We start from the raw sequence: 21947 nt of genomic DNA, 5'->3' as shown, positions 1-21947 counted from the left end.
GGCTTAAATTGCCACTTTCTTAATTCTACAGTAATAAAAGCCATCGCCATGTCCAGGTTCTGGCAGCAGCTGGCGGCCATAGAGCTGCTCAATCCCCCAATCTGCCTGGATCTTGTCTTCTACAGCATCTTTGTGTTCAATAAAGAACTGGGTCATTTGCTGCTCATTTTCAACTTTTAAAATCGAGCAGGTGATATAAAGCAAAGTTCCGCCAACATTAAGCTGTTGCCACATATGATGCAAAATCCGTTTTTGCAGATCGACAGTCTGGGCAATGTCTGAGGGCTGACGCAACAGCCGGATGTCGGGATGCCGGCGCAGAACCCCAATAGCCGAACAGGGCGCATCTAAAATAATACAGTCTACTGGCTGTTCAGGCTGCCAGCGTGTTGCATCGCCTGCTTCAATCTGAACATGACCAGCTTCAAGGTCAAGCCGTTGCAGATTCTCTGTAATTCGTTTTAAACGCTGTGGGTCCTGATCTAATGCAACCAGTAGCGCAGGTTGGTACTTTTCTAGAAGATGCGCCGTTTTCCCGCCAGGCGCTGCACAGGCATCAATAACCGTTTTAGTATTCAAATTGGGCAAAAGGCTGGTACTTAGCTGGGCATGTTCATCCTGTACTGAAAACCAGCCCTCGTCATAACCTGGTAGTTCACGTATAGGCATACTCTGGTCCAGTACAATCCCTACCTCTGATACAACGCAGGCATGGGCCTGAATCTGTATATTATGCAGTTGTTCCAGATAGGCTTCACGACTGATTTTACGCTGGTTTACTCTTAGGGTCAGTGGGGCTGATTGCTTGAGGTTCTGGCTGAGTGACTGGATCTGCTCGGGCCAGTCTTTATTCAGTCGTTTAAACAGCCAGCTTGGCAGACCATGCGCCTGGTTCAGGGTGTGCTGAAATTGCTCGGTTTCCCGTGTGGCCCGTCTTAAAATGGCATTAACCACGCCACTGAGCGGATGAAAGCCCAGCTGTTTGGTTGCAGTGACCGTTTCCGAAATTGCAGCATGTGGCGCAATACGGGTGCAAAGTACCTGATACAACCCTAAATACAGGCAGGTTTCGACTACAGGATTATTCAGGGGCTTGGTCAGCAATGGCAGGGCCAGTGACTTGAGGGCGAACCATTGGCGTAAAGTACCTAGTAACAACTCATGGAACAAGGCTCGGTCACGGTCGGCCACCTGGTTTAGCTGCTGGTTCAGGATCAGTGACAGAGACTGGCCCTGTTGTACTGCCAGCAGACTATGCACCACTTGTGCACGTAAATTCAGGTCTGGACCGGGAGAGGGAATATAACTCATTGTAGGATTTGCCCAACCTTCAGTTTCTGGGTTTGATTAATTTGTACAGCATTCAGCGGTTTACCGCCTGGCCATTGCAGGCTGGTCAAGCAAAGTACAGTGTGCTGACCGCACTTTATATGAACCCCTTTTTTATCGATCGCAACAATCTCACCTGGCTGGGCCGCAGTATCTGGCTGGTCTGAAAGCCGTGATTCCCAGACACGCAGCGCAATATTGTCATCAAGTTGACAAAATGCTACCGGCCACGGATTAAACGCCCGGATATTGCGGTCCAGAGCTACTGCATCCTGAGTCCAATCAATTTCTGCTTCAGCCTTGCTCAGCTTATGAGCATACACAGCCAAGCTGTCATTCTGGACTTCACTGTCAGCAAGTGCCTGTTGCAGGGTCTGCTCAGATTCGAGCACTGTACAGATGGCTTCAGCGCCTTGTACTGCGAGTTTATCATGCAAGGTTGCCGAGGTATCACTGGCCAGAATCGGACATAGCGTTTTAAGCATCATATCGCCTGTATCCAGCCCGGCAGCCATTTTCATAATAGTGACACCAGTAACCTGATCGCCTGTAGCGATAGCGCGCTGAATAGGGGCAGCACCACGCCAGCGTGGCAGCAGCGAACCGTGAATATTCAGGCAGCCATATTTAGGAGTATCTAAAACAGCTTGTGGCAAAATTAGACCATAAGCCGCCACCACCATTACATCTGCATTAAGTGCGGCCAGCTGCTGCTGTGCGGCCAGCCCTTCTTCAGTACTGCTTTTAAAATGCAGAGGCTGAAAAACGGGCAGATCATGTGCAAGTGCCAGCTGTTTTACCGCTGAGGCAGTCAATTTCTGGCCGCGACCTGCCTTGCGGTCTGGCTGGGTATAAACCGCCACAATGTCATGAGGTGTTTTTAATAATGCATTTAAAGCTACTGCGGCAAATTCAGGGGTGCCGGCAAAAATGATTCTCACAAGTGCAATCCGCTATAAACTTGTTTCAAGTATAAGGCATAATCGGCTAGAGGCCTAAAAGCGATGCGTATCCGGCTGTAACCTGAACAAACTGACTGCTATACATGAACAAAAATTTATTTAAAACTATTTATTGATAATTTTATTTTATATAAAAATAAAAAATTATTCATGCAAGTTTTCGGGATTATTCGAGAGATAAAGGCCTTTGCAGCTTTAAGAAATACAGAGGCTTCTATAGAATGATCACAATTAAAAAATACAGATGATGCGATCATAGCTATGGCCATCGCCTAAGCCACGGAGTGAGTTTTCATGAGCAAAGAAAATATACGCGAGCATTCAGCACCAGTTTATGAGGGCATCGAAAATGCGCCGGCACGTTCCATGATGCGTGCGGTGGGCTTTAATGATGATGATTTTACCCGTCCATTTATTGGTATTGCCTCGACTTGGGCAAATGTTACACCATGCAATATGCATATTGATGGTCTGGCGCGTGAAGTAGAAAGTGGCGTGAATACAGCCGGTGGTAAAGGAATCATTTTTAATACCATTACTATTTCTGACGGTATCTCAAATGGTACTGAAGGTATGAAATACTCACTGGTATCCCGCGAGATTATTGCTGACTCAATTGAAGCTGTTGTTGGCTGCCAGGCTTATGATGGCGTAATTGCAATTGGTGGCTGTGACAAGAATATGCCGGGATGCATTATGGGACTTGCCCGTCTGAACCGCCCGGGCCTGTTTATTTATGGCGGTACGATTCAACCGGGTGAAGGTCACACCGATATGATTTCGGTCTTTGAAGCAGTAGGCCAGCATGCCAAAGGTGAAATCAGTGCAATTCAGGTCAAGCAGATCGAAGAAGTGGCATTGCCTGGTCCAGGATCATGCGGTGGAATGTATACCGCAAATTCAATGGCCTCTGCCATTGAGGCGCTTGGCATGAGCTTGCCGGGTTCATCTTCGCAAGAAGCTATATCAAGTGACAAACAGCTCGACTGTGCGCGTGCTGGCGAAGCAGTAATGAACCTGTTACGTCTGGATATCAAGCCTCGCGATATCATGACCAAGGCGGCATTTGAAAACTCAATTAAAGTTCTGATTGCTCTGGGCGGTTCAACCAACGGTGTATTGCATTTGATTGCGATGGCACATACTGCCAGTGTCGAACTGACACTGGATGACTTCGTACGTATTGGCAAGGATATTCCGGTTGTTGCTGATGTACGCCCTTCAGGTAAATACCTGATGTCGGAACTGATTAAAATCGGAGGCATCCAGCCCCTGATGAAGCGGATGCTGGACCGTGGCATGCTGGATGGTTCTTGCATGACAGTAACTGGTAAAACTCTGGCTGAAAACTTGGCTGATGTAGAAGATTATCCTGAGGGTCAGCAGATTATCATGCCGTTTGATGCACCAATCAAAAAGGATTCACATCTGGTAGTGTTGAAGGGCAACTTGTCTCCTATGGGTGCCGTGGCAAAAATTACCGGTAAAGAAGGGCTTTACTTTGAAGGCCCGGCGCGGGTATTTGAAGGTGAAATTGGAGCTATGCGCGGTATTCTGGATGGCGAAGTTCAAGAAGGCGAAGTCGTGGTCATCCGTGGTGAAGGGCCAAAAGGTGGACCCGGTATGCCAGAAATGCTCAAGCCAACCTCTGCCATTATCGGTAAGGGCTTGGGCCAGTCAGTTGCCCTGATTACAGATGGCCGCTTCTCGGGTGGTAGTCATGGTTTTGTAATTGGTCATGTAACTCCGGAAGCCTATGAAGGTGGACCGATTGGTCTGGTCAAAAATGGTGACCGGATTTCGATTAATGCCGAGACCCGTGAGATGACCCTGCATATTTCAGATGAAGAAATGGCAGCTCGTAAAGCCGTTTGGGTTAAACCGAAACCAAATTATACTTCGGGTGCGCTGGCCAAGTTTGCTAAACTGGCAGCAGGCGCAGACAAGGGTGCCGTTACTGATCTAAATCTGGATGTGTAATTGAACATTTTGTCCTGACTTGTTATAAACCCTTGTATTAAGACAAGGGTTTTTTATTTTTAGAGGCTACTCACATGTCACTGTTACGCCGTTGGTTTGATCCGATCCGATCGAGCTGGTTTTATCAAAAACCTTCCCGGCAGGCGGTATTGCCTACAGATCAGGGGCTGAGTATTTATCTGCGGCTGGATGATGTCTATAGTTATCTGGCTGCACAGCAGCTGACCCAGCTCGACAATATTCTCAGTGATGACATCAAGCCGCTCAAAATTATTATTTCAAGCCGGGCAGCTGAACCACCTAATAACATGACTGCCAGTGAATGGCAGGCCTATTGCGTTAATGATGCGCAGATTCTGGCAAAGCAGCACCGTTTTAGCTTTCATGAAACTCCGGAACTGCCTACTGCAGAGGCCTTGCAACAGGCCGAACTGATACTTCGTAATACACCGTTACAGGGGCGTAATTTCCTGTATCTGCTTGAGGATGTGTTTCATATGCTCTGGCAGCAGCAATATGGCAAGTTGCGCACACTGTATGCAATGGCCAAGCGCCATCAACAGCCGCATGACTATCCGGAGCGAATCTTTACAGATAATGCAATCTTGTCCAGCTACTTTGAGTTCGGTGGACGAAAATACCATGCAGTTGATGATCTGCTGCGTTTAACCCGCCGTCTCAAACAGCAAAAACTGCTGACGGGTAATCCGATTTTCCTGATCAATCATATCGAGTGGCGTGAGCATCTGCTCAGTGATGCTGAAGAGCTGTCAGATATTCACAGTATGCATCCGGAGCTTGATCTGTATATTGCACTTGAAGACCCTATTAGCTGGCTACTGCTGGCTTATATTAAAGAAGAGTTGGCAGATTATTATAATATCCAGTTGCAGGTTTATCCGCTCAGTTACCATGGCCGTGACTGGTTTGACTGGAGTCTGGCCACCCGCCTATCAAAACGCACCGAAGTTGCTTTTACGCCATTTTGCCGCCCCACTCAGGAAGGAACTTTAAATATGGCACGATTATTTTATAGTGTGCCGGAAGAACAGCGTATTGAAACCATGTACACTCTACTCAAAGCAGTGTGGACGCAAGGCAAAGATTTGTCGTATAAACCGCATTTTATGCAACTACAGCATAGTCTGGGAATTGAGCAGCTTGGTGAACAGGATGTTGTGACATTACTGGAAAAGAATGATATGCACTGTGAAAACATGCACCAACCTAGTTTACCAGTATTGCAATTACGGATTGATGGGCAGAGCTATACCTTTAACAGCCTGTACCGGGTCTGGATGATTGAAAGTATTTTTAACAATGTATTGGAAGAAAAGTATAAAACTGAAAATGATGCAGAGCATCAGCAGAGGGATTAATCAAAGAACCTGAACCCGACTGGAATAAAAAAACAGCTGTAAGTTCCAAGCAGTAATATATCAGTTATATTTTCTTTGACCAGACTGAGCTGACAGCCTGCTGGTTCAGAACCTCCAACAATTCTTTATAGTCCTGCACTATATAGTCCGCTTTAAGACGGATTTGATCCTGTTCATGCTGGGAATGTTCATCATATATGGCCACGACCTGTATGCCAGCCGCATGTGCTGCCTCTACACCGACCAGCGAGTCTTCAATAATCAGGCATTCACTGGCTGTAATCTGAAAATGTGCCAAGGTCTTAAGGTAAACTTCAGGATCCGGTTTAATGCGCGTAACATTTTCGCGGGTAAGAATGAGGGAAAACTGGGTATTAAAATCTAAGTTCTGGTAAATGTTGGGATTATTCTGCTGATAACGCTGGATATTATGAATACTGGTTGTGGTAGCGAGGGCCAGCAGGAAATTCTGCTGTTGTAAGTCCTTTATGAAATGCTCGGCATACGGTTTTAAACGTATTACCTGATCAAGAAAATGCTGGGAGATGGTATAACGTAATGTTTTGATTTCCTGTTTTGATAAAGCAGAACCATAACTGTCTTTTAAAAAACAACAATATTCCAGGTATGGATCAGCATGAGTCCTGAACAGATTCAGTTGCTGGTCACGCTGCTGTTGAATCTGTGACAGTGAGATGTTCTGGCCACTCAAGCTTTTAATCAGGTGGGCATCAATATCGTTCCAGATACCAACTGAATCGATCAATGTTCCATCCAGATCAAAACAGATTACTTTTTTGTTACTAAACATGGTACGTATTCTTTAGTCAGCCCAAGCGCATGGAAGTATAACATGGGCAGCTAAAACAGTTTTTCCGCTCTGTCCCTTGTATCATTTGGCCTCAATCTTCTGTTGAGGCCTGCTCCATAAAACCCTGATATTGGAAGTTACTGACTTTACTTAAAATAATCGCTCTACCCAAAGGGATGAGTTGAATGCTTGGTTATGTCATAGGTGTATTTGCAGTAGCGGGAATGATCAAGGGAACTATTGGTCTGGGCCTGCCCGCAGTTTCAATGGGATTACTAAGTCTGGTGATCAGTCCATTTCAGGCGGCGACCTTATTGATTATACCTTCCATGGTCACCAACTTTTGGCAGCTTTTTGCCGAAGGCCATGTGGTACGACTGATCCGACGTTTCTGGCCGATGTTAGTGGGAATAGTCACCGGGACAATATGGAGTATTTTTCCAACCCTAGGTGAAACTGATACGGTGTTTCATAGCGAAATTTTACTGGGGGCCATGTTGGCGCTTTACGGATTATATGGCCTGTGCGCTAAAAATATGCCGAATCTGGCACCGTATGAGAAATGGCTTTCTCCAGCAATAGGATATCTGGGCGGAGCACTGACGGTAGCAACTGGAGTGGTGGTAATCCCGGTCGTCCCTTATTTGCAGTCTTTACAGCTTAAAAAAGATGATCTGGTACAGTCCTTGGGGTTAGCTTTTACCGTTTCCACACTGTGTCTGGCTATTTTTCTCCATCAAAACCCGGTTGATAATACACCTATTGATTATACTCTATCGATGATTGCCTTGATTCCGGCACTTATTGGCATGTGGTTGGGTACTAAAATCCGTTATCAGATAAGCGAGCAGAAATTCCGGAAAGTGTTTTTCATTGGTCTGGTTTTATTCGGCAGTTATATGATGCTACACCAGTTAGGCTGGCTCTAGCCCAGACTGAGCTGACTTTTCTTTGCCAGCAAAAACTGGCTGAAATGCTGATATGGCACTGGCAGCTCGTCAAAACTACGTGCGGCTAATAAGAGTTTACGATTGGCCCAAGCACCATTCAGCTTGATCTGATGGAAGGTGTAATGAACACTTAGTCGCATGGCTGCACGTTTAGGCATAACTGCCACTCCTACGCCATTGGCAACTACCTGGGCAATGGCTGCAAAATTTGGCAGGCGTAAACGGTACTGGATAGCGCAGCCAAGAAGCTGGGCTTGGGTTTCAATTGACTGCTGTAGAGAATGATGCTGCATTAATCCGACAAAAGGCTGGGTGAGCGTATCGGCCAGAACCAATTCTTTAAAATGACTCAGTTCATGCTTTAGGGGGCAGATCAGTACCAAAGGATCATCAGAGAACTCCAGTGTCTGTAACTGATGGGCCTGAAAGAAACTGGAGATCAGGCCCAGGAGCGCCGTTCCCTTATCCAATGCATAAATAATATCGTTACTTTCTGCCTCTTTCAGATCGATTCTGACCTGAGGATTTTCAACCAGATACTGGGGTAGCAACTGTGGCAGATACTCACTTTGTGCAGATGAGTTGCACCAGAGTGCGACTTCACAGCTTAAATTTCTGGAGAAAGGTAGCATACTGTGCTGTAAATGCCGCCCTTGCTGGATCATCAATGTGGCCTGTTCGGCAAAGGCTTGTCCGGCCAAGGTCAGACTGACACCAGAAGAGTGCCGGATAAACAGCTGTACGGTAAACTGCTGCTCCAGTTTTTTGATACGTTCACTGGCTGCCTGCAAGGAAATGGCTGAGCGCTCAGCACCCCGGGTCAGACTGCCACTGTCTACAATATTCAAAAAAAGCTGCAGATCAAATAAGTCAAGGCGCATGGCTGAGCTGTTCTTGGAAAGTACCACTATCTTACTAAAACCCCCATAAAAAAAGCAGCCCGAAGGCTGCCGAAATCAACAGATCAAATCAGGTTTTATCTTTAAGGCTAAAAAACCAGTTCAATAAAATTGCTGCGAAGGTTGCAGTACCAATACCGCCCAGATTAAAGTTGCCAAAGACCAGCTCAAAATTACCGGCTCCCAAAATAATAGTCACGGCAGCAACCACCAGATTTTTGTTATTAGCAAAATTGACCTTGTTTTCAATCCAGATTTTGGCGCCGGCAATGGTAATCAGGCCAAATACTACAATTGATGCACCTGTCAGGATAGCGGTAGGAATAGTAGAGATGACTGCACCAAATTTTGGTGAAAGGCCCAGAAAAATTGCAAAGATACCGGCAATCACAAAAATAATGGTAGAGTAAACCCGGGTAATTGCCATTACCCCAATATTTTCACCATAAGTCGTCATACCGGGAGCACCAACACTGCCAGACAGTGAAGTCGCAATCCCGTCTGCAACAAATGCCTTGCCTAGATGCGGGGTCAGATTTTCACCTGTCATCGCCCCAACTGCCTTGATATGTCCCAGGTTTTCAGCTACCAGGATCAGTGCAACAGGTGCAATAATCAGCATGGCATTCATTTCAAACCGGGGCGTGGTCATACTTGGCAGTCCGAACCAGGCTGCATTCGAGATGACTGAAAAATCAATCGGTTTACCATAGCCCAGCACATTACTGATGATAAAATAAAGCAGGTAAGACAGTAGTAGCCCAACCAGCAATAATAAACGCTGCAAAAGTCCACGGGTAAAGACTGCGATCATACCCATAGAAAGTACCGTTAGTAGTGCCATCCACATATCAAACTGATTGCCTGCTACACTCTTGACGGTCACTGGCGCAAGGTTCAGGCCAATAATCATTACCACTGCGCCTGTTACCACAGGAGGCATCAGTTTCTCGATCCAGCGGGTACCAGTCAGCATGACAATGAAACCGATGACGGCATAAAATACCCCACAGGCCACTATACCGCCCAGAGCAACAGCCAGGTTCGGATTGACACCGCTACCAATGGCATGACCACTTGCTGCTGCGACTACACCAATGAAAGCAAAGCTTGAACCCAGATAACTTGGTACCCGACCGCCTGTAATTAAAAAGAATAAAATGGTGCAGATCCCGGACATCAAAATAGCCAGGTTAGGATCAAAGCCCATCAGTAAAGGTGCAAGTACCGTTGCGCCAAACATGGCGAATGCATGCTGGATACCTAAAACTACACTTTGTGCCGGAGGGAGATATTCATTGGTAGAGACGGGTCGCTGGTCAATGTGACCGGCATAAGGACGCCATTTGGGAAACCAATTGGACATAAAATGAGCTCTTGAAATTCAAACTGGCGACATCATACTCTTTCTTTTCTGGAGAATTAATCTCTCCAGTAAAATTAAATGATGATAATTACAATAGTTTTTTGGTTTTTTTACCAACCGGTAAAAAGGTTGAATAAGCTAAATTTTACGAAATCAATCAATTAATTTATGATTTTTTAGAGTATTGACTTTAAAAATAATTTTTGCATGAGATAAAAATAATATGTTTTAAGCAGTATTTTTTAATAGAACCTGATCGGAATGGCAAAACGGATGAGAGCTACATATTGATCTGCCAGTAAATTAAATCTTATTTACTGGCAGAGATTTTAAGTATTTAAAACCTATTTGCTAAAGCATGGATTAGCCTGTGTTACGTAAACCTGCGGCAATACCCGCAATACTGACCATCAGGGCATGGTCAACCGGTGTATGTTCAAGTTGCTGTTCAGCCAGATAGATCCGGCGGCGTTTCATCAATTTGGCCTGTAACAGGTGCAGGGGCAACAGATACGGTTTACGCACCCGCATTGACTGGTCCAGTACTTCATTATGACTGAGCAGCTTGGATTCGCCCTTGAGTGCCAGTAAAGTCTGAACTGCATCTTGCAGACGCTGACGCAACTCTTGTCCAAGTGCTTTGAGTTCAGGGTCATCAGTCAGATGAGCCTCATAATATAGCGCTACATGGGCATCGGCCTTGGACAGCACCATTTCCAGCATGTCTATCAGTGTCTGAAAATAAGGCCATTGCTGTAACATTTCATCCAGCAGTTCTTTTTGGCCCTGATCCAGTACCTGATTCAGCGCAGCACCTGTACCCAGCCAGGCAGGGAGCATCAGCCGAATCTGGGTCCAGGCAAATACCCATGGAATAGCACGCAGGGATTCGATACCGCCACTAACTTTACGTTTGGCCGGGCGTGAGCCTAGCGGCAGCATCTGTAGTTCCAGCTCAGGAGTTACAGTACGCAGATATTGCACAAAGTGTGGATTCTCCCGTACAGTCTGGCGATAGACCTGTACTGAAAGATCAGTCATGCAATGCATCAGTTCACGCCATTCGGCTTTAGGTTCTGGCGGTGGCAATAAAGTTGCCTCTAGCGTTGCTGCGGTATAAATTTCCAGATTTTGCAGGGCAATACCTTCCACACCAAATTTGAAGCGGATCATTTCACCCTGTTCTGTTACCCGAATAGCCCCTGATATTGAACCGGGCGGCTGGGAGAATAAAGCCTGCTGGGTCGGTGCTCCACCACGGCTAATAGAACCACCACGACCATGAAACAAAGTCAGCTGAACAGCATGTTGCCGGGCCACCGCAGTTAGCTCTTCCTGAGCACGGTATTGTGCCCAGTTGGCAGACATAAAGCCGGCATCTTTTGCGGAGTCGGAATATCCGATCATTACCTCATGCTTACCCTGAATGTGCTGTCTGTACCAGTGCATATTGAACAGTGTCGCCATCGTAGCGGCTGCACCATCCAGATCCTTTAAGGTTTCGAACAGGGGCACAACACGCAATGGTCGTTGTATACCTGCTTCTTTTTGCAGTAGCAGTACGGCCAGTACATCGCTCGGGTACTCTGCCATAGATATAATATAGGCACCCAGGCTTTCAGATGGCTGTTCGGCCAAGGTCTGCATGGTCGCAAACACTTCCTGGACATCGGGATGCAGGATCAGACTTTGTGCCGGCTCATTGAAGTGTTTAGGTAGTAAAGGCCGTTTACTTTGTAATTCCTGCAACAAGAAATTCTGGCGTGCCTGTTCTGTCCAGGTGTCAAAATTGCCCAGACCCAGGTATTCGGTAATGGCCGAGATGGCTTGGCGATGACGGCCCGACTCCTGACGGACATCCAGTTTTAAGAGTTCGATACCAAAACAGTTAACCCGACGGATAAAATCCAGCAGTCGGCCATTGGCAATTTCTGGCAGATTACAGGCCATCAGTGAGCGATAACAGAGAAGTAAAGGCTGGAGTAATTCGTCCTTACTATGAATAACAAGGCTGGCGTCAGCATCTTGCCCCTGTAATTTCTGTGCAAGCCAGTGACGGGTAGCGCGTAAACGTTCGCGTGTTTGACGCAGATATTCCCGGTAGGGTTCAGGGTGGGTATATCCCAACGCTTCGCTCATTTCCTCGGAGCAGTTCTGAATGGAAAGTTCCCAGCGCAAGGCTTCAATATCACGTACATACAGATCAGCAGCCTGCCAGCGTGATAGCCATAAAACTTCCTGTGTAACCTGATGGGTTACATTCGGATTCCCGTCCCGGTCGCCGCCCATCCATGAAGCAAAGCGAATAGGTGCAACTTCGAGCGGCAGAGGTCGGCCACAATGCTCGAGTACCAGCTGATCCAGTTCATGAATAAATTTAGGTACAGCATTCCACAGGGTTTGTTCGATAGTGGTAAAACCCCATTTTGCCTCATCAATCGGGGTTGGACGATGCTGGCGGATTTCATCGGTTTGCCAGGCTGAACAGATCAGCTGCTTCATTTCATCTAGTACACTCTGACGTTCATGAGGGGTCAGTTTTTGCTGGTCCAGACGCGACAGGCACTGGTTGATTCCATCATATTTCTGAATCAGGGTACGGCGGCTGACTTCTGTAGGATGTGCGGTCAGTACCAGCTCGATCTTGAGTTCACAAACTTGCTGGTAGAGGGCATCAGCACTGATATCTTTTTGTTTAAATTTCTGAAACAGGTGATCAAGCGGGTTTGGAGAAGGAGCATTTTCATCGAATTCATGCTGTCTCCGGCTGCGGACCAGATGATATTGCTCGGCAATATTGGCAAAGTTCAGAAAATGGGAAAAAGCCCGGGTCAGGGGCAGAATTTCTTCATCTTTTAATGTTGAAAATAGTTCTTCAAGCTGTTTTTCTGCTTCTTTTTGTCCGTCACGTGCACCTTTAGCCAAAGCACGAATCTGTTCAATCTGATTAAACAAATCCTGTCCCGCATGCAGTTTAAGGGTTTCACCCAGAAGATTACCGAGCAAACGGACATCTTCACGTAACGGGGCATCAATTTGTTGAATCATCACCTTTCTCCTGAGGCTGTTTTCCTTATATCTTTTTGACTATACCGCGATTATGTGACTTGCCAAGACAGAGAATTTGAATTCCTGATCTTTTGTGCAAAAAATAACAGGCAATACAGTTAAAATTTTTAAAATAGAGTGGAAGTCTGGTTCAAGGTGGAGATGAGCGAACCTGATAGCGTAATAAAAACAGCTCAATGGACTGCTGAATCATACAGTCACGTTCTTGCTGATCTGGGACCGGCTGCATACCAAGTAATACATGCTGATGTCGGATACCCAATAACAGGGAAAGTAATAGCTCGGTATACATGACCGGGGCAGCTGGCTGAATAAAGCTCAACTCAATAGCCTGGCGGAAGAAATCTGTCAGGCTATTGGTCAGGCGCTGATGCGAAGCCTTAAAAAACTGTTCTACCAGAGGACTCTGCTCGGCTGCCAGCTGCAGCAGTATATATTCAAGCTTGAGCGCTTCTGGCAGGTAAATTAGATGTAATACTCGGCTACAGACCTGATACAGCTCTTTAGCAAAATGGCTTTGTGCATGCAGACTGAATTGGCGGGCCGGTATCGCTTCCTCGCAACTTTCTTCAATGGCACAGGTAAATAAAGTGGCCTTGTCCTGAAAATGATTATAGACCGTCAGCTTGGTTACACCGGCTTCAGATGCAATCTGGTTCATACTGGAGCCGTGATAGCCCTGTTTTAAAAACATACACTTGGCTGCGGCCAGGATCCGGGCTCGTTTTTCCAAATCTTTAGGACGACCTGCTGTTATTTGCACACCATTATCCAGAAACTTTAAATAAAATAAGAATTAAAAATATTCTAATTTATGTACCGCGCGGTATATTAATTAAAAAATAAACAATTTAGTATAGCGATCATTATTCTGCCTTAAAAATAAATCTGAAATAAGAGCAATTTGCATGAGTTTAACCAAATCCGCCCTGGTGAGCCTGATTTTTATGTGTTACCTGACTTTAGGGGGGTGTAGCCGGGAAGCTCCCCAAACTGAAGAAATTCCTTATGTAATGGTCGCACAGCCCTTGACTACGCATCATGAACAGAAAAGTTATGCCGGCGAGGTTCAAGCCCGCCAGCAGACAGCACTGGCTTTTCGGGTTGGCGGGCAGGTTACTGCCCGGCTGGCAGAGGTAGGGGATCGAGTCCGGGCAGGTCAGGTCTTGGCCCGGCTGGATGTGAGTGATGCACAACTACAAAGTAATGCTGCCAGGGCCCAGCTGGAAAGTGCTCAAGCTGCTTTAAAAATAGCGGCCGATGAATTACAGCGCTTTAGACAGCTGCTGCCGATGAATGCAGTCAGCCGTTCCCAGTATGACGCGGTTGAAAACCAGTATAAATCGGCTGAGTCCGCCTATCGTCAGGCCCAGTCCAATTATCAGGTCAGTACCAACCAGACCCGCTATAACCAGCTACAGGCTAATCGAGCGGGCGTGATTACCGAACGTAATATTGAGGTTGGGCAAGTGGTAGCAGCCGGGCAGGTAGCATATCAGCTGGCAATTGATGGCGACCGGGACGTAGTTATCGGCATACCCGAACAGACTACCAGCGCTATAAAAGTTGGTCAGACTGCCTGGGTTACCCTTTGGTCACAGCCACAAGCCAGATTAGCCGCTTATGTTCGGGAAATCTCACCTGCAGCAGATGAGTCACGTACCTTCAAGGTTAAAGTTGCGTTACGTGAAGGGCCATCTGCCATTCAACTCGGGCAAAGCGCACGGGTATTTTTTGATTATAGTCAGCCGAATGTCCTGAGTGTGCCTTTATCCAGCGTATCTGCCCATGAAAAACAGCCTTATATTTGGGTTCTTCAGCAGGATCAGCGTATACATAAAGTACCAGTTCAGCTCGGAGCCTATGGCCGGGACTCTGTGCCCGTACTTTCCGGTCTCAAAGCTGGGGACTGGGTAGTAATTGGAGGAGTACACCTGTTGCATGACAAGCAGAGAATTCATCCGGTAGACCGTAATAATCGTCCGGTGAAGCTTGCAGCAGGAGCACAACCATGAAGTTTAACCTGTCGGAATGGGCACTGCGTCATAAAGGATTAGTACTTTATTTGATGATATTGCTGGGTATTGTCGGCATTTATTCTTATTCCAAACTGGCACAAAGTGAAGACCCGCCATTTACCTTTAAGGTTATGGTGGTACAAACTTACTGGCCGGGAGCAACAGCCAGAGAAGTTTCCTTGCAGGTTACTGACCGTATTCAAAAAGAGCTGATGACCACCGGACAATATGAACGCATCATGGCTTATTCCCGGCCGGGCGAGTCAATGGTTACCTTTATTGCCAAGGACTCGCTCAAATCAGACCAGATTCCCGATGTCTGGTACAACGTGCGTAAAAAAGTCAGTGATATTCGCCATCAATTACCTCAAGGTGTACAGGGGCCATTTTTTAATGACGAGTTTGGAGATACCTTTGGCAATATCTATGTACTGACCGGAAAAGATTTTGACTACGCCATTTTAAAAGAATATGCCGACCGTTTGCAGTTACAGTTACAGCGGGTCAAGGACGTCGGTAAAGTTGAGCTGATCGGACTGCAGGACCAGAAAATCTGGGTTGAAATTTCTAATACCAAGGCGGCACAGCTGGGTATCCCGGTGACTGCCATCCAGCAGGCCCTTCAACAGCAAAATAGTGTTGCTAATGCCGGATTCTTTGAAACCGGAACTGATCGTATCCAGCTACGGGTGAGCGGACAGATTCAAAGTGTAGAAGAATTAAAACAGATGCCGTTACTGGTCGGCGGGCAGACCATCCAGTTATCTGATGTGGCAGAGGTTTACCGCGGCTTTAGTGAACCGGCCCAGCCGCGGATGCGCTTTATGGGTGAAAATGGAATTGGAATAGCTGTTTCCATGCGTAAGGGTGGAGATATTCTGGCGCTGGGTAAAAATCTGGAAAATACCTTTGCTAAGTTACAGAAAACCTTGCCGCTGGGTATGCAACTGCAAAAAGTATCTGACCAGCCAGTTGCAGTGAAACGTAGTGTTAACGAGTTTATGAAAGTACTGGCCGAAGCAGTTATTATTGTTCTACTGGTCAGCTTTTTCTCTCTGGGCTTTCGCACCGGTCTGGTGGTGGCTTTTTCTATACCGCTTGTGCTGGCGATGACATTTGCCGGAATGAACCTGTTTGATGTCGGACTCCACAAGATTTCACTTGGTGCCCTGATTCTGGCTTTAGGTCTGCTGGTAGATGATGCCATTATTGCTGTCGAAATGATGGCTATTAAAATGGAGCAGGGCTACAGCCGTATAAAAGCTGCTGGTTTTGCATGGAACAGTACAGCTTTTCCAATGTTGACCGGAACACTGATTACTGCTGCCGGTTTTCTGCCAATTGCCACAGCTGCTTCAAGTACTGGTGAATATACCCGTTCTATTTTTCAGGTAGTCACCATTGCCCTGATTGTTTCCTGGTTCGCAGCAGTGCTGTTTGTTCCTTACTTAGGTGAGAAGTTTTTACCTGATTTTAATCAGTTACCGGTTCGGGCACCGTGGTACCAGCGTCTATGGGCGCGGCTGCGCAAACGCCCTGAACCAGAGCCGGTCAGACCGGTACATGCATTGGATGAAGTTCATGATCCCTATCAGAGCGGTTTTTATCAACGGTTCAGAAAACTCGTCAATACCTGTGTAACTTATCGTAAGACCGTTATCATCAGTACAGTGGGATTATTTATACTGTCAATCCTCATGTTTAAACTGGTGCCACAGCAGTTCTTTCCACCATCTAACCGTGCTGAAATTCTGGTTGATTTAAAACTTGAAGAAGGTGCTTCGCTTACTGCTACTGAAAATGCTGTCAAAAAGGTCGAGAGATTCCTCTCCACACAAGAGGGTATTGATAATTTTGTAGCCTATGTCGGAACCGGTTCACCACGATTTTATCTGCCTTTGGACCAGCAGTTACCTCAAGCCAGCTTTGCCCAGTTTGTGGTACTGGCTTCTTCTCTGGATGATCGGGATGAAATCCGTCGCTCACTGGACCAGCAGATCCGTAAACTTTTACCGGAAGTTCGTACCCGGGTGTCATTACTGGAAAATGGGCCTCCGGTCGGGTATCCGATTCAGTATCGGGTTTCAGGTGAGGATTTAAGCTTGGTCCGTCAATGGGCAGAGCGTGTAGCGCAGGTCATTGGTAAAAATCCAAATACTACCAATGTACATCTGGATTGGGGTGAGCCCAGCAAGACCATTATTTTAAATATTGATCAGGACCGCGCTCGCCAGATGGGAATTAGCAGTGCTGATCTGGCCAGATTCCTGAACAGTTCCATCAGCGGGGCGGCTATTGACCAGTACCGGGAAAAACGTGAACTGATTGAGATCCGTCTAAGAGGAGACCAGGCAGAACGGGTGGATGTCGGTTCATTGGCCAGCCTGGCCGTACCGACCAGCCAAGGGAGTACTGTTCCTTTGGCCCAGATTGCCCAGATTGATTACAGCTTTGAAGATGGATTGATCTGGCATCGTAACCGTTTACCGACCATTACAGTCCGGGCAGACATACGCAGTCAGCAGCAACCTGCAACAGTCGTGAATGAAATGGCCGGACAGATCGAGCAGTTACGTAACAAGTTACCGCCTGGTTACCTGATTGAAGTTGGCGGGACAGTGGAAGAGTCGGCCCGTGGCCAAAGTTCAGTAAATGCAGGAATGCCGCTATTTCTGGCTGTGGTCATGACTTTACTGATGTTACAGCTCAAGAGTATCTCGCGGGCATTGATAGTATTTCTGACCGCACCTCTTGGCCTGATTGGTGTAGTCATCTTTTTGTTGCTGTTTAACAAACCTTTCGGTTTTGTGGCCATGCTGGGCACGATTGCCCTGTCCGGCATGATTATGCGTAACTCTCTGATCCTGATTGACCAGATCGAGCAGGACATACAGGCCGGTCATGATCGCTGGAATGCCATTATTGATGCGACGGTTCGGCGTTTCCGTCCTATTATTCTGACGGCCTTGGCGGCGGTTCTGGCCATGATCCCCCTATCACGCAGTATTTTTTTCGGTCCGATGGCTGTAGCGATTATGGGTGGACTGATTATTGCGACGCTGTTAACACTATTTTTCTTGCCAGCTTTATATGCAGCATGGTTTAAGGTGAAAAAACCGTAAATATGCAGTAATTTTTGCTGAATATGAGGTGCGAAATATTGAAAACTTCAATATAGTAGCACCTTATCTTTTACACAAAATAACACAGCAAATTTCATTGCATAAAAATAACTGATGCATGCAATGAATGAGGTCAGAGAATCCATGAGGCAAGATACACTCGCACAGCATCGCCGTTATATTGCGATCTCGTATGTTTTCATGTTTCTGGCATTATTTAGTGTCATTACCGCAGTCATTGCCTATATTCTGGCGCGCAAAGTTGCTGGTGTCGATCATGCAGAAGTCTGGCTTAATTCCCATGCCTTATGGATTATGCGAAATATAGTGCTGTTTTTGGGAATGACAGTTTTTGCAGCGCTATGGTTTATTCCGCTGATTTTCTTTTACTGGGACAGCGAACTTTGGGTTACAGCCTGTACAGTTCTAGGCGTCGTCTTTACTGCGATTGCCTGGCTGTTCCTGTTAAATGCCTGGATTAAAGGTATTTCCAAGTTCTTCAATTACAAGGCAGTTTTTTAAAGTCTTTTAAAAAAACCGGCTTTGCCCTTGTAAAACAGTACCTAATCCCCAATTTTACACGGCAGTTGTATAAATTAAAATTCCGTGAGGAGCATCGCCAGTCATGGCTAAACGTGATTATTATGAGGTTTTAGGGGTTTCCAAAACCGCAAGTGATGATGAGATTAAAAAAGCCTACCGAAAGTTGGCGATGAAATATCATCCGGACCGAAATCCTGATAACCCGGAAGCTGAAGAAAAATTTAAAGAAGCCTCAGAGGCTTATGAAGTCCTGTCTGACAGCGAAAAGCGTAGTATGTATGACCGTATGGGTCATAGCGCGTTTGAAGGCGGCTTTGGCGGCGCAGGCGGCGGCTTTGGCGGTTTTAGTGCTGAAGATATTTTTAGCCAGTTTGGTGATATCTTTGGCGGGGCTTTGGTGGTGGTGGACGTCAGCAGCGTCAACGCCGTGGTTCCGACCTGCGTTATGTGATGGAATTGACACTTGAAGAGGCAGTACGTGGTGTCAAGAAAACTATTACTTTCAATGCGCCTGCGCCTTGTGAAGTCTGTCATGGAAAGGGTTCCAAGAATCCAAATGATGTAGAAACCTGTAAAACCTGTCACGGTGCAGGACAGGTACGGATGCAGCAGGGCTTTTTCTCTGTACAGCAGACCTGTAGCACTTGTCGTGGCCAAGGTAAAATTATTAAAAACCCATGTCATGCCTGTCATGGTTCCGGTGTTGCAGACCGTCAGCAGACTCTGGAAGTTACGATTCCTGCAGGTGTGGATAATGGTGACCGGGTACGTCTGAGTGGCAAGGGCGAAGCTATTCGTGATGGCCAGTCAGGTGACCTCTATGTTGAAGTCGTAGTGCGTGAGCATGAAATCTTCCAGCGTGATGGGGCTGATCTGTATATGGATGTGCCTGTCAGCATTGCTGATGCAGCGCTTGGCAAGGAAATCCAGATTCCTACACTTGAAGGCCGTGTAAGTCTGAAAATTCCTGAAGGTACCCAGACCGGAAAGCTGTTCCGTTTACGGGGTAAAGGCGTACGTCCGGTACGTAGCAGCATGGTAGGCGATCTGCTTTGCCGTATCGTGATTGAAACTCCGGTCAATCTGACCAGCCATCAACGTGAACTGCTAAAAGAATTGCAGGCCTCTTTTGATGGTGAAGACAGTACGTCTTCACCGAAGAAAAAGTCATTCTTTGATCGCCTGTTTGACTAAGCAGGTGCTCTGAGATAAAAGGCAGCTATTGAGGAGCTTTTCTTCATAGCTGCTTTTTCTTATTTAAAATAATCTGGAATACTTAACAAACCTGTCTGTTTAGTCACAGGTTTATTCTGGCTGTATGGCATCAATATCATTCCAGCTTACCAGTTCTTCCTGCCCAGTGGCTGAGGTAGAGGCCTGGAGTATACTCTGCTGGGTAACCTGTGCCGCAGAAGACTGTTCCTGTATTCTACTTGTCTGCTCATCGGGCATAATAGTGTCAATTTCCTCGACTGCAATACTTGTAGCTGTTTCATTCTGAACCTGTACTGTCCCAGACGGTAAAGAGGTCTGGCGCAGAGTCGTCGTGATGCGTGCTGTAGATAAATTTGCCAGTGTATCGCCCGCTTGAACTACCGGCTCAGCCCAGACTGCACCCGTACACAGTATTAAAACGATTCCCAAACCCGTAAAGTGAAAGCGCATATCTTTTCCTTATTTGATGACACCCAATGGTGCTGGCTAGTCTGCGCCTGCTTGTTTAAAGAATTGTGAAAAATACGAAATTGTCTGAACATTTTTTAATATTTTTCAGCAGTTAACTGGATAAATAAAGTCATGAATGAGCTAAAAATATTGCTTCTTCTTTGAACTGCTTGTTTTCTTAATGGTTCATTTTTATAAAGGAACTTTAAGCCATAATTTTTCCAGACAAGTTTCAGAGAGCGGGAAGAGTTTTGTTATAGTAGAGCAATTTTAAAGATGACTGCAGGGAAAATGTTATGTCAGCAACTCCACGTATTGGTGTTTTAGGTGCAGGTGGCCGTATGGGCCGGATTCTGGTTCAGGCTGTCCAGCAGGCAGGTTACCAGCTGGCAGCAGCAGTAGAGCGTCCAGAGAGCTCACTGGTAGGAGCCGATGCGGGTGAGCTGGCAGGTATTGGTACGCTGGGAGTCAAAGTATCTGGTCAGCTGGCTGACGTGCTTAATGATTGTGATGTAATCATTGATTTTACTGCACCTGCTGCCACTGAACAGCACTTGAAACTTTGCCGTGAAGCAGGGGTAGCAATGGTCATTGGAACCACTGGCATGAATGATGAACAAAAAGCCGTACTGGAAGAAAGTGCTAGCCAGACACCTGTAGTTTATGCAGCCAATTATTCAGTTGGAGTCAATGTGTCGATCAAACTGCTCGAGCTTGCAGCAAAAGTGTTTGGTGATACAGTTGATATTGAAGTGATTGAAGCACATCACCGTCATAAAGTCGATGCTCCATCGGGTACTGCGCTCATGATGGGTGAAGCGATTGCGGATACCTTGGGCCGTAATTTAAAAGAAGTGGCAGTTTATGGCCGCGAAGGCCATACTGGCCCACGTGAGCGTCAGACCATTGGCTTTGAAACTATTCGTGGTGGCGATATTGTTGGTGAGCATACTGTCATGTTTATCGGGGAAGGTGAGCGTGTCGAAGTGACCCATAAGGCAACCAACCGGATGAATTTTGCCGCCGGTGCAGTACGTGCAGCCGCATGGGTCGTTGGACGTGAAGCAGGTAAATATGATATGAAAGATGTGCTTGGATTCAATGATATCCAGATGTAGCGCTAATGGCCCTTTTCAGGAAGAAAGGGGCCTGATTACACTTATATAAAAAGTATGAAAAATAAAAATGAGAAAGAAAACTATATTCAATATTTGCTTGATGTTACTGAGTCTGTTAATTACTCAATTTACCTCGGCAGAGCAGGCCAGACTAAAAATTAATAAACAGAATATCAAAGTCTGGACTTACCAGATGTCTCGCAACCCGGCTGCATCCTATAAGGCAGAGACAGTATTTAATGTACCCTTGGAACGGGCTGTTGCGCTGATTATGGATGTTGAGCGTGCCCAACAATGGGTCCCCTATATGGGGAAAATCAGTATATTAAACCGAGATGATCAAGCTGGAGAATTTTTGCTGCATGTGGTAATGGACTTACCTTTTCCGCTTAAAGATCGTGACCTTATTATTCAAAGTAAAATTACTAGAGAGCGTAATGGTACAGTGAATATCCGTAACCGGGGTATGGCAGATTCCCGTTTTAGTCAGCCTGACTATATACGTCTTCAAGACTATCAGGGAGACTGGACTTTTCAGCGTCTAGGTGCAAATAAAGTTAAAGTCACCACAATGGGATATGTAAACCCGGAAGGCAGTTTACCCATCAGTTTTATGAACATGTTTGTGGAACAGCAGCCTTACCAAATGCTTAAAATCATGCGATCCGAGCTTGAACGGCCCATGTATATCAATGCCAAACTTCCTGTGGCTATTCAATAAAGTCATTTCAGCCTA

Annotated in this window: 16 protein-coding genes and 1 pseudogene; 9 read left to right on the top strand and 8 right to left on the bottom strand. The window is 46.3% G+C overall.

Features of this window, described 5'->3' with window-relative positions; genetic code table 11:
• Positions 1 to 3: 3 nt before the first annotated feature.
• Entirely contained in the window at positions 4 to 1311 is a 1308-nt protein-coding gene (gene rsmB / locus J502_RS09575; protein WP_005017620.1) for a 16S rRNA (cytosine(967)-C(5))-methyltransferase RsmB, read from the bottom strand.
• Positions 1308 to 2270, bottom strand: coding sequence for a methionyl-tRNA formyltransferase (fmt, locus tag J502_RS09570; RefSeq protein WP_005017623.1), 963 nt, complete (start codon positions 2268 to 2270; stop codon positions 1308 to 1310). The genes rsmB and fmt overlap by 4 nt, the downstream gene beginning before the upstream one ends.
• A 315-nt stretch (positions 2271 to 2585) precedes the next feature.
• Between fmt and ilvD the strand changes: the two genes are divergently transcribed.
• Positions 2586 to 4271, top strand: coding sequence for a dihydroxy-acid dehydratase (gene ilvD / locus J502_RS09565; protein ID WP_034683928.1), 1686 nt, complete (start codon positions 2586 to 2588; stop codon positions 4269 to 4271).
• Positions 4272 to 4345: 74 nt separating this feature from the next.
• Positions 4346 to 5650 carry a hypothetical protein gene (locus J502_RS09560; protein WP_034683926.1) on the top strand — a complete coding sequence of 435 codons (1305 nt, stop codon included), beginning with the start codon at positions 4346 to 4348 and terminating at the stop codon, positions 5648 to 5650.
• Between the two features lie 64 nt (positions 5651 to 5714).
• On the opposite strand, the gene J502_RS09555 is transcribed toward J502_RS09560, so the two are convergent.
• Positions 5715 to 6461: an HAD family hydrolase gene (locus J502_RS09555; protein ID WP_034683924.1), complete on the bottom strand. Its 747-nt coding sequence runs from the start codon at positions 6459 to 6461 to the stop codon at positions 5715 to 5717.
• 185 nt (positions 6462 to 6646) lie between these two features.
• Between J502_RS09555 and J502_RS09550 the strand changes: the two genes are divergently transcribed.
• Positions 6647 to 7390 carry a sulfite exporter TauE/SafE family protein gene (locus J502_RS09550; RefSeq protein ID WP_034683921.1) on the top strand — a complete coding sequence of 248 codons (744 nt, stop codon included), beginning with the start codon at positions 6647 to 6649 and terminating at the stop codon, positions 7388 to 7390.
• On the opposite strand, the gene J502_RS09545 is transcribed toward J502_RS09550, so the two are convergent.
• The 4 genes from J502_RS09545 to J502_RS09530 all read right to left on the bottom strand — a co-directional run bounded on the left by J502_RS09545 (position 7387) and on the right by J502_RS09530 (position 13508).
• The gene (locus tag J502_RS09545) at positions 7387 to 8292 is read right to left on the bottom strand and encodes a LysR substrate-binding domain-containing protein (protein ID WP_005017641.1); all 906 of its coding nucleotides are present in this window, start codon (positions 8290 to 8292) and stop codon (positions 7387 to 7389) included. The genes J502_RS09550 and J502_RS09545 overlap by 4 nt on opposite strands.
• Before the next feature lie 88 nt (positions 8293 to 8380).
• Positions 8381 to 9676 (bottom strand): solute carrier family 23 protein, encoded by a 1296-nt coding sequence (locus J502_RS09540; RefSeq protein WP_034683920.1) that lies wholly within the window; start codon positions 9674 to 9676, stop codon positions 8381 to 8383.
• Between the two features lie 363 nt (positions 9677 to 10039).
• Entirely contained in the window at positions 10040 to 12724 is a 2685-nt protein-coding gene (gene ppc / locus J502_RS09535) for a phosphoenolpyruvate carboxylase (RefSeq protein WP_005017643.1), read from the bottom strand.
• A 151-nt stretch (positions 12725 to 12875) separates the two neighbouring features.
• On the bottom strand, positions 12876 to 13508 hold the full coding sequence (locus J502_RS09530) for a TetR/AcrR family transcriptional regulator (protein WP_005404691.1): 633 nt from the start codon (positions 13506 to 13508) through the stop codon (positions 12876 to 12878).
• A 145-nt stretch (positions 13509 to 13653) separates the two neighbouring features.
• Here J502_RS09530 and J502_RS09525 point away from each other — a divergent pair, with 145 nt between their 5' ends.
• The 4 genes and pseudogenes from J502_RS09525 (at position 13654) to dnaJ (ending at position 19622) form a co-directional block, all read left to right on the top strand.
• Complete coding sequence (locus J502_RS09525) at positions 13654 to 14760, top strand: efflux RND transporter periplasmic adaptor subunit (protein ID WP_005404824.1); 1107 nt, start codon at positions 13654 to 13656, stop codon at positions 14758 to 14760.
• Positions 14757 to 17885 carry an efflux RND transporter permease subunit gene (locus J502_RS09520; protein ID WP_005404825.1) on the top strand — a complete coding sequence of 1043 codons (3129 nt, stop codon included), beginning with the start codon at positions 14757 to 14759 and terminating at the stop codon, positions 17883 to 17885. The genes J502_RS09525 and J502_RS09520 overlap by 4 nt, the downstream gene beginning before the upstream one ends.
• Before the next feature lie 144 nt (positions 17886 to 18029).
• Positions 18030 to 18407 carry a hypothetical protein gene (locus J502_RS09515; RefSeq protein ID WP_005017647.1) on the top strand — a complete coding sequence of 126 codons (378 nt, stop codon included), beginning with the start codon at positions 18030 to 18032 and terminating at the stop codon, positions 18405 to 18407.
• A gap of 103 nt (positions 18408 to 18510) precedes the next feature.
• Positions 18511 to 19622: pseudogene (dnaJ, locus tag J502_RS09510) on the top strand (molecular chaperone DnaJ).
• Between the two features lie 111 nt (positions 19623 to 19733).
• Here the strand turns inward: dnaJ and J502_RS09505 are convergent.
• The gene (locus J502_RS09505) at positions 19734 to 20093 is read right to left on the bottom strand and encodes a hypothetical protein (RefSeq protein WP_005017659.1); all 360 of its coding nucleotides are present in this window, start codon (positions 20091 to 20093) and stop codon (positions 19734 to 19736) included.
• Between the two features lie 296 nt (positions 20094 to 20389).
• Here J502_RS09505 and dapB point away from each other — a divergent pair, with 296 nt between their 5' ends.
• Positions 20390 to 21211, top strand: a complete 822-nt coding sequence (gene dapB / locus J502_RS09500) for a 4-hydroxy-tetrahydrodipicolinate reductase (protein WP_005017661.1) — start codon at positions 20390 to 20392, stop codon at positions 21209 to 21211.
• A 67-nt stretch (positions 21212 to 21278) separates the two neighbouring features.
• The gene (locus J502_RS09495) at positions 21279 to 21932 is read left to right on the top strand and encodes an START domain-containing protein (RefSeq protein ID WP_248065551.1); all 654 of its coding nucleotides are present in this window, start codon (positions 21279 to 21281) and stop codon (positions 21930 to 21932) included.
• Positions 21933 to 21947 lie beyond the last annotated feature (15 nt).

The sequence above is a fragment of the Acinetobacter sp. 1294596 genome (genome assembly GCF_000582925.1).
GTDB lineage: Bacteria > Pseudomonadota > Gammaproteobacteria > Pseudomonadales > Moraxellaceae > Acinetobacter > Acinetobacter radioresistens.
The sequence above is the reverse complement of the archived record's forward strand: the minus strand, read 5'-3'. Positions and strand labels throughout refer to the sequence as shown.

Coding starts and splice junctions, on each gene's coding strand:
- J502_RS09545 (WP_005017641.1), bottom strand. CDS start 8,292: ATGCGCCTTGACTTATTTGATCTGCAGCTTTTTTTGAATATTGTAGAC.
- ilvD (WP_034683928.1), top strand. CDS start 2,586: ATGAGCAAAGAAAATATACGCGAGCATTCAGCACCAGTTTATGAGGGC.
- ppc (WP_005017643.1), bottom strand. CDS start 12,724: ATGATTCAACAAATTGATGCCCCGTTACGTGAAGATGTCCGTTTGCTC.
- J502_RS09515 (WP_005017647.1), top strand. CDS start 18,030: ATGAGGCAAGATACACTCGCACAGCATCGCCGTTATATTGCGATCTCG.
- J502_RS09525 (WP_005404824.1), top strand. CDS start 13,654: ATGAGTTTAACCAAATCCGCCCTGGTGAGCCTGATTTTTATGTGTTAC.
- J502_RS09560 (WP_034683926.1), top strand. CDS start 4,346: ATGTCACTGTTACGCCGTTGGTTTGATCCGATCCGATCGAGCTGGTTT.
- rsmB (WP_005017620.1), bottom strand. CDS start 1,311: ATGAGTTATATTCCCTCTCCCGGTCCAGACCTGAATTTACGTGCACAA.
- J502_RS09550 (WP_034683921.1), top strand. CDS start 6,647: ATGCTTGGTTATGTCATAGGTGTATTTGCAGTAGCGGGAATGATCAAG.
- J502_RS09520 (WP_005404825.1), top strand. CDS start 14,757: ATGAAGTTTAACCTGTCGGAATGGGCACTGCGTCATAAAGGATTAGTA.
- J502_RS09505 (WP_005017659.1), bottom strand. CDS start 20,093: ATGCGCTTTCACTTTACGGGTTTGGGAATCGTTTTAATACTGTGTACG.
- J502_RS09555 (WP_034683924.1), bottom strand. CDS start 6,461: ATGTTTAGTAACAAAAAAGTAATCTGTTTTGATCTGGATGGAACATTG.
- dapB (WP_005017661.1), top strand. CDS start 20,390: ATGTCAGCAACTCCACGTATTGGTGTTTTAGGTGCAGGTGGCCGTATG.
- J502_RS09495 (WP_248065551.1), top strand. CDS start 21,279: ATGAGAAAGAAAACTATATTCAATATTTGCTTGATGTTACTGAGTCTG.
- J502_RS09540 (WP_034683920.1), bottom strand. CDS start 9,676: ATGTCCAATTGGTTTCCCAAATGGCGTCCTTATGCCGGTCACATTGAC.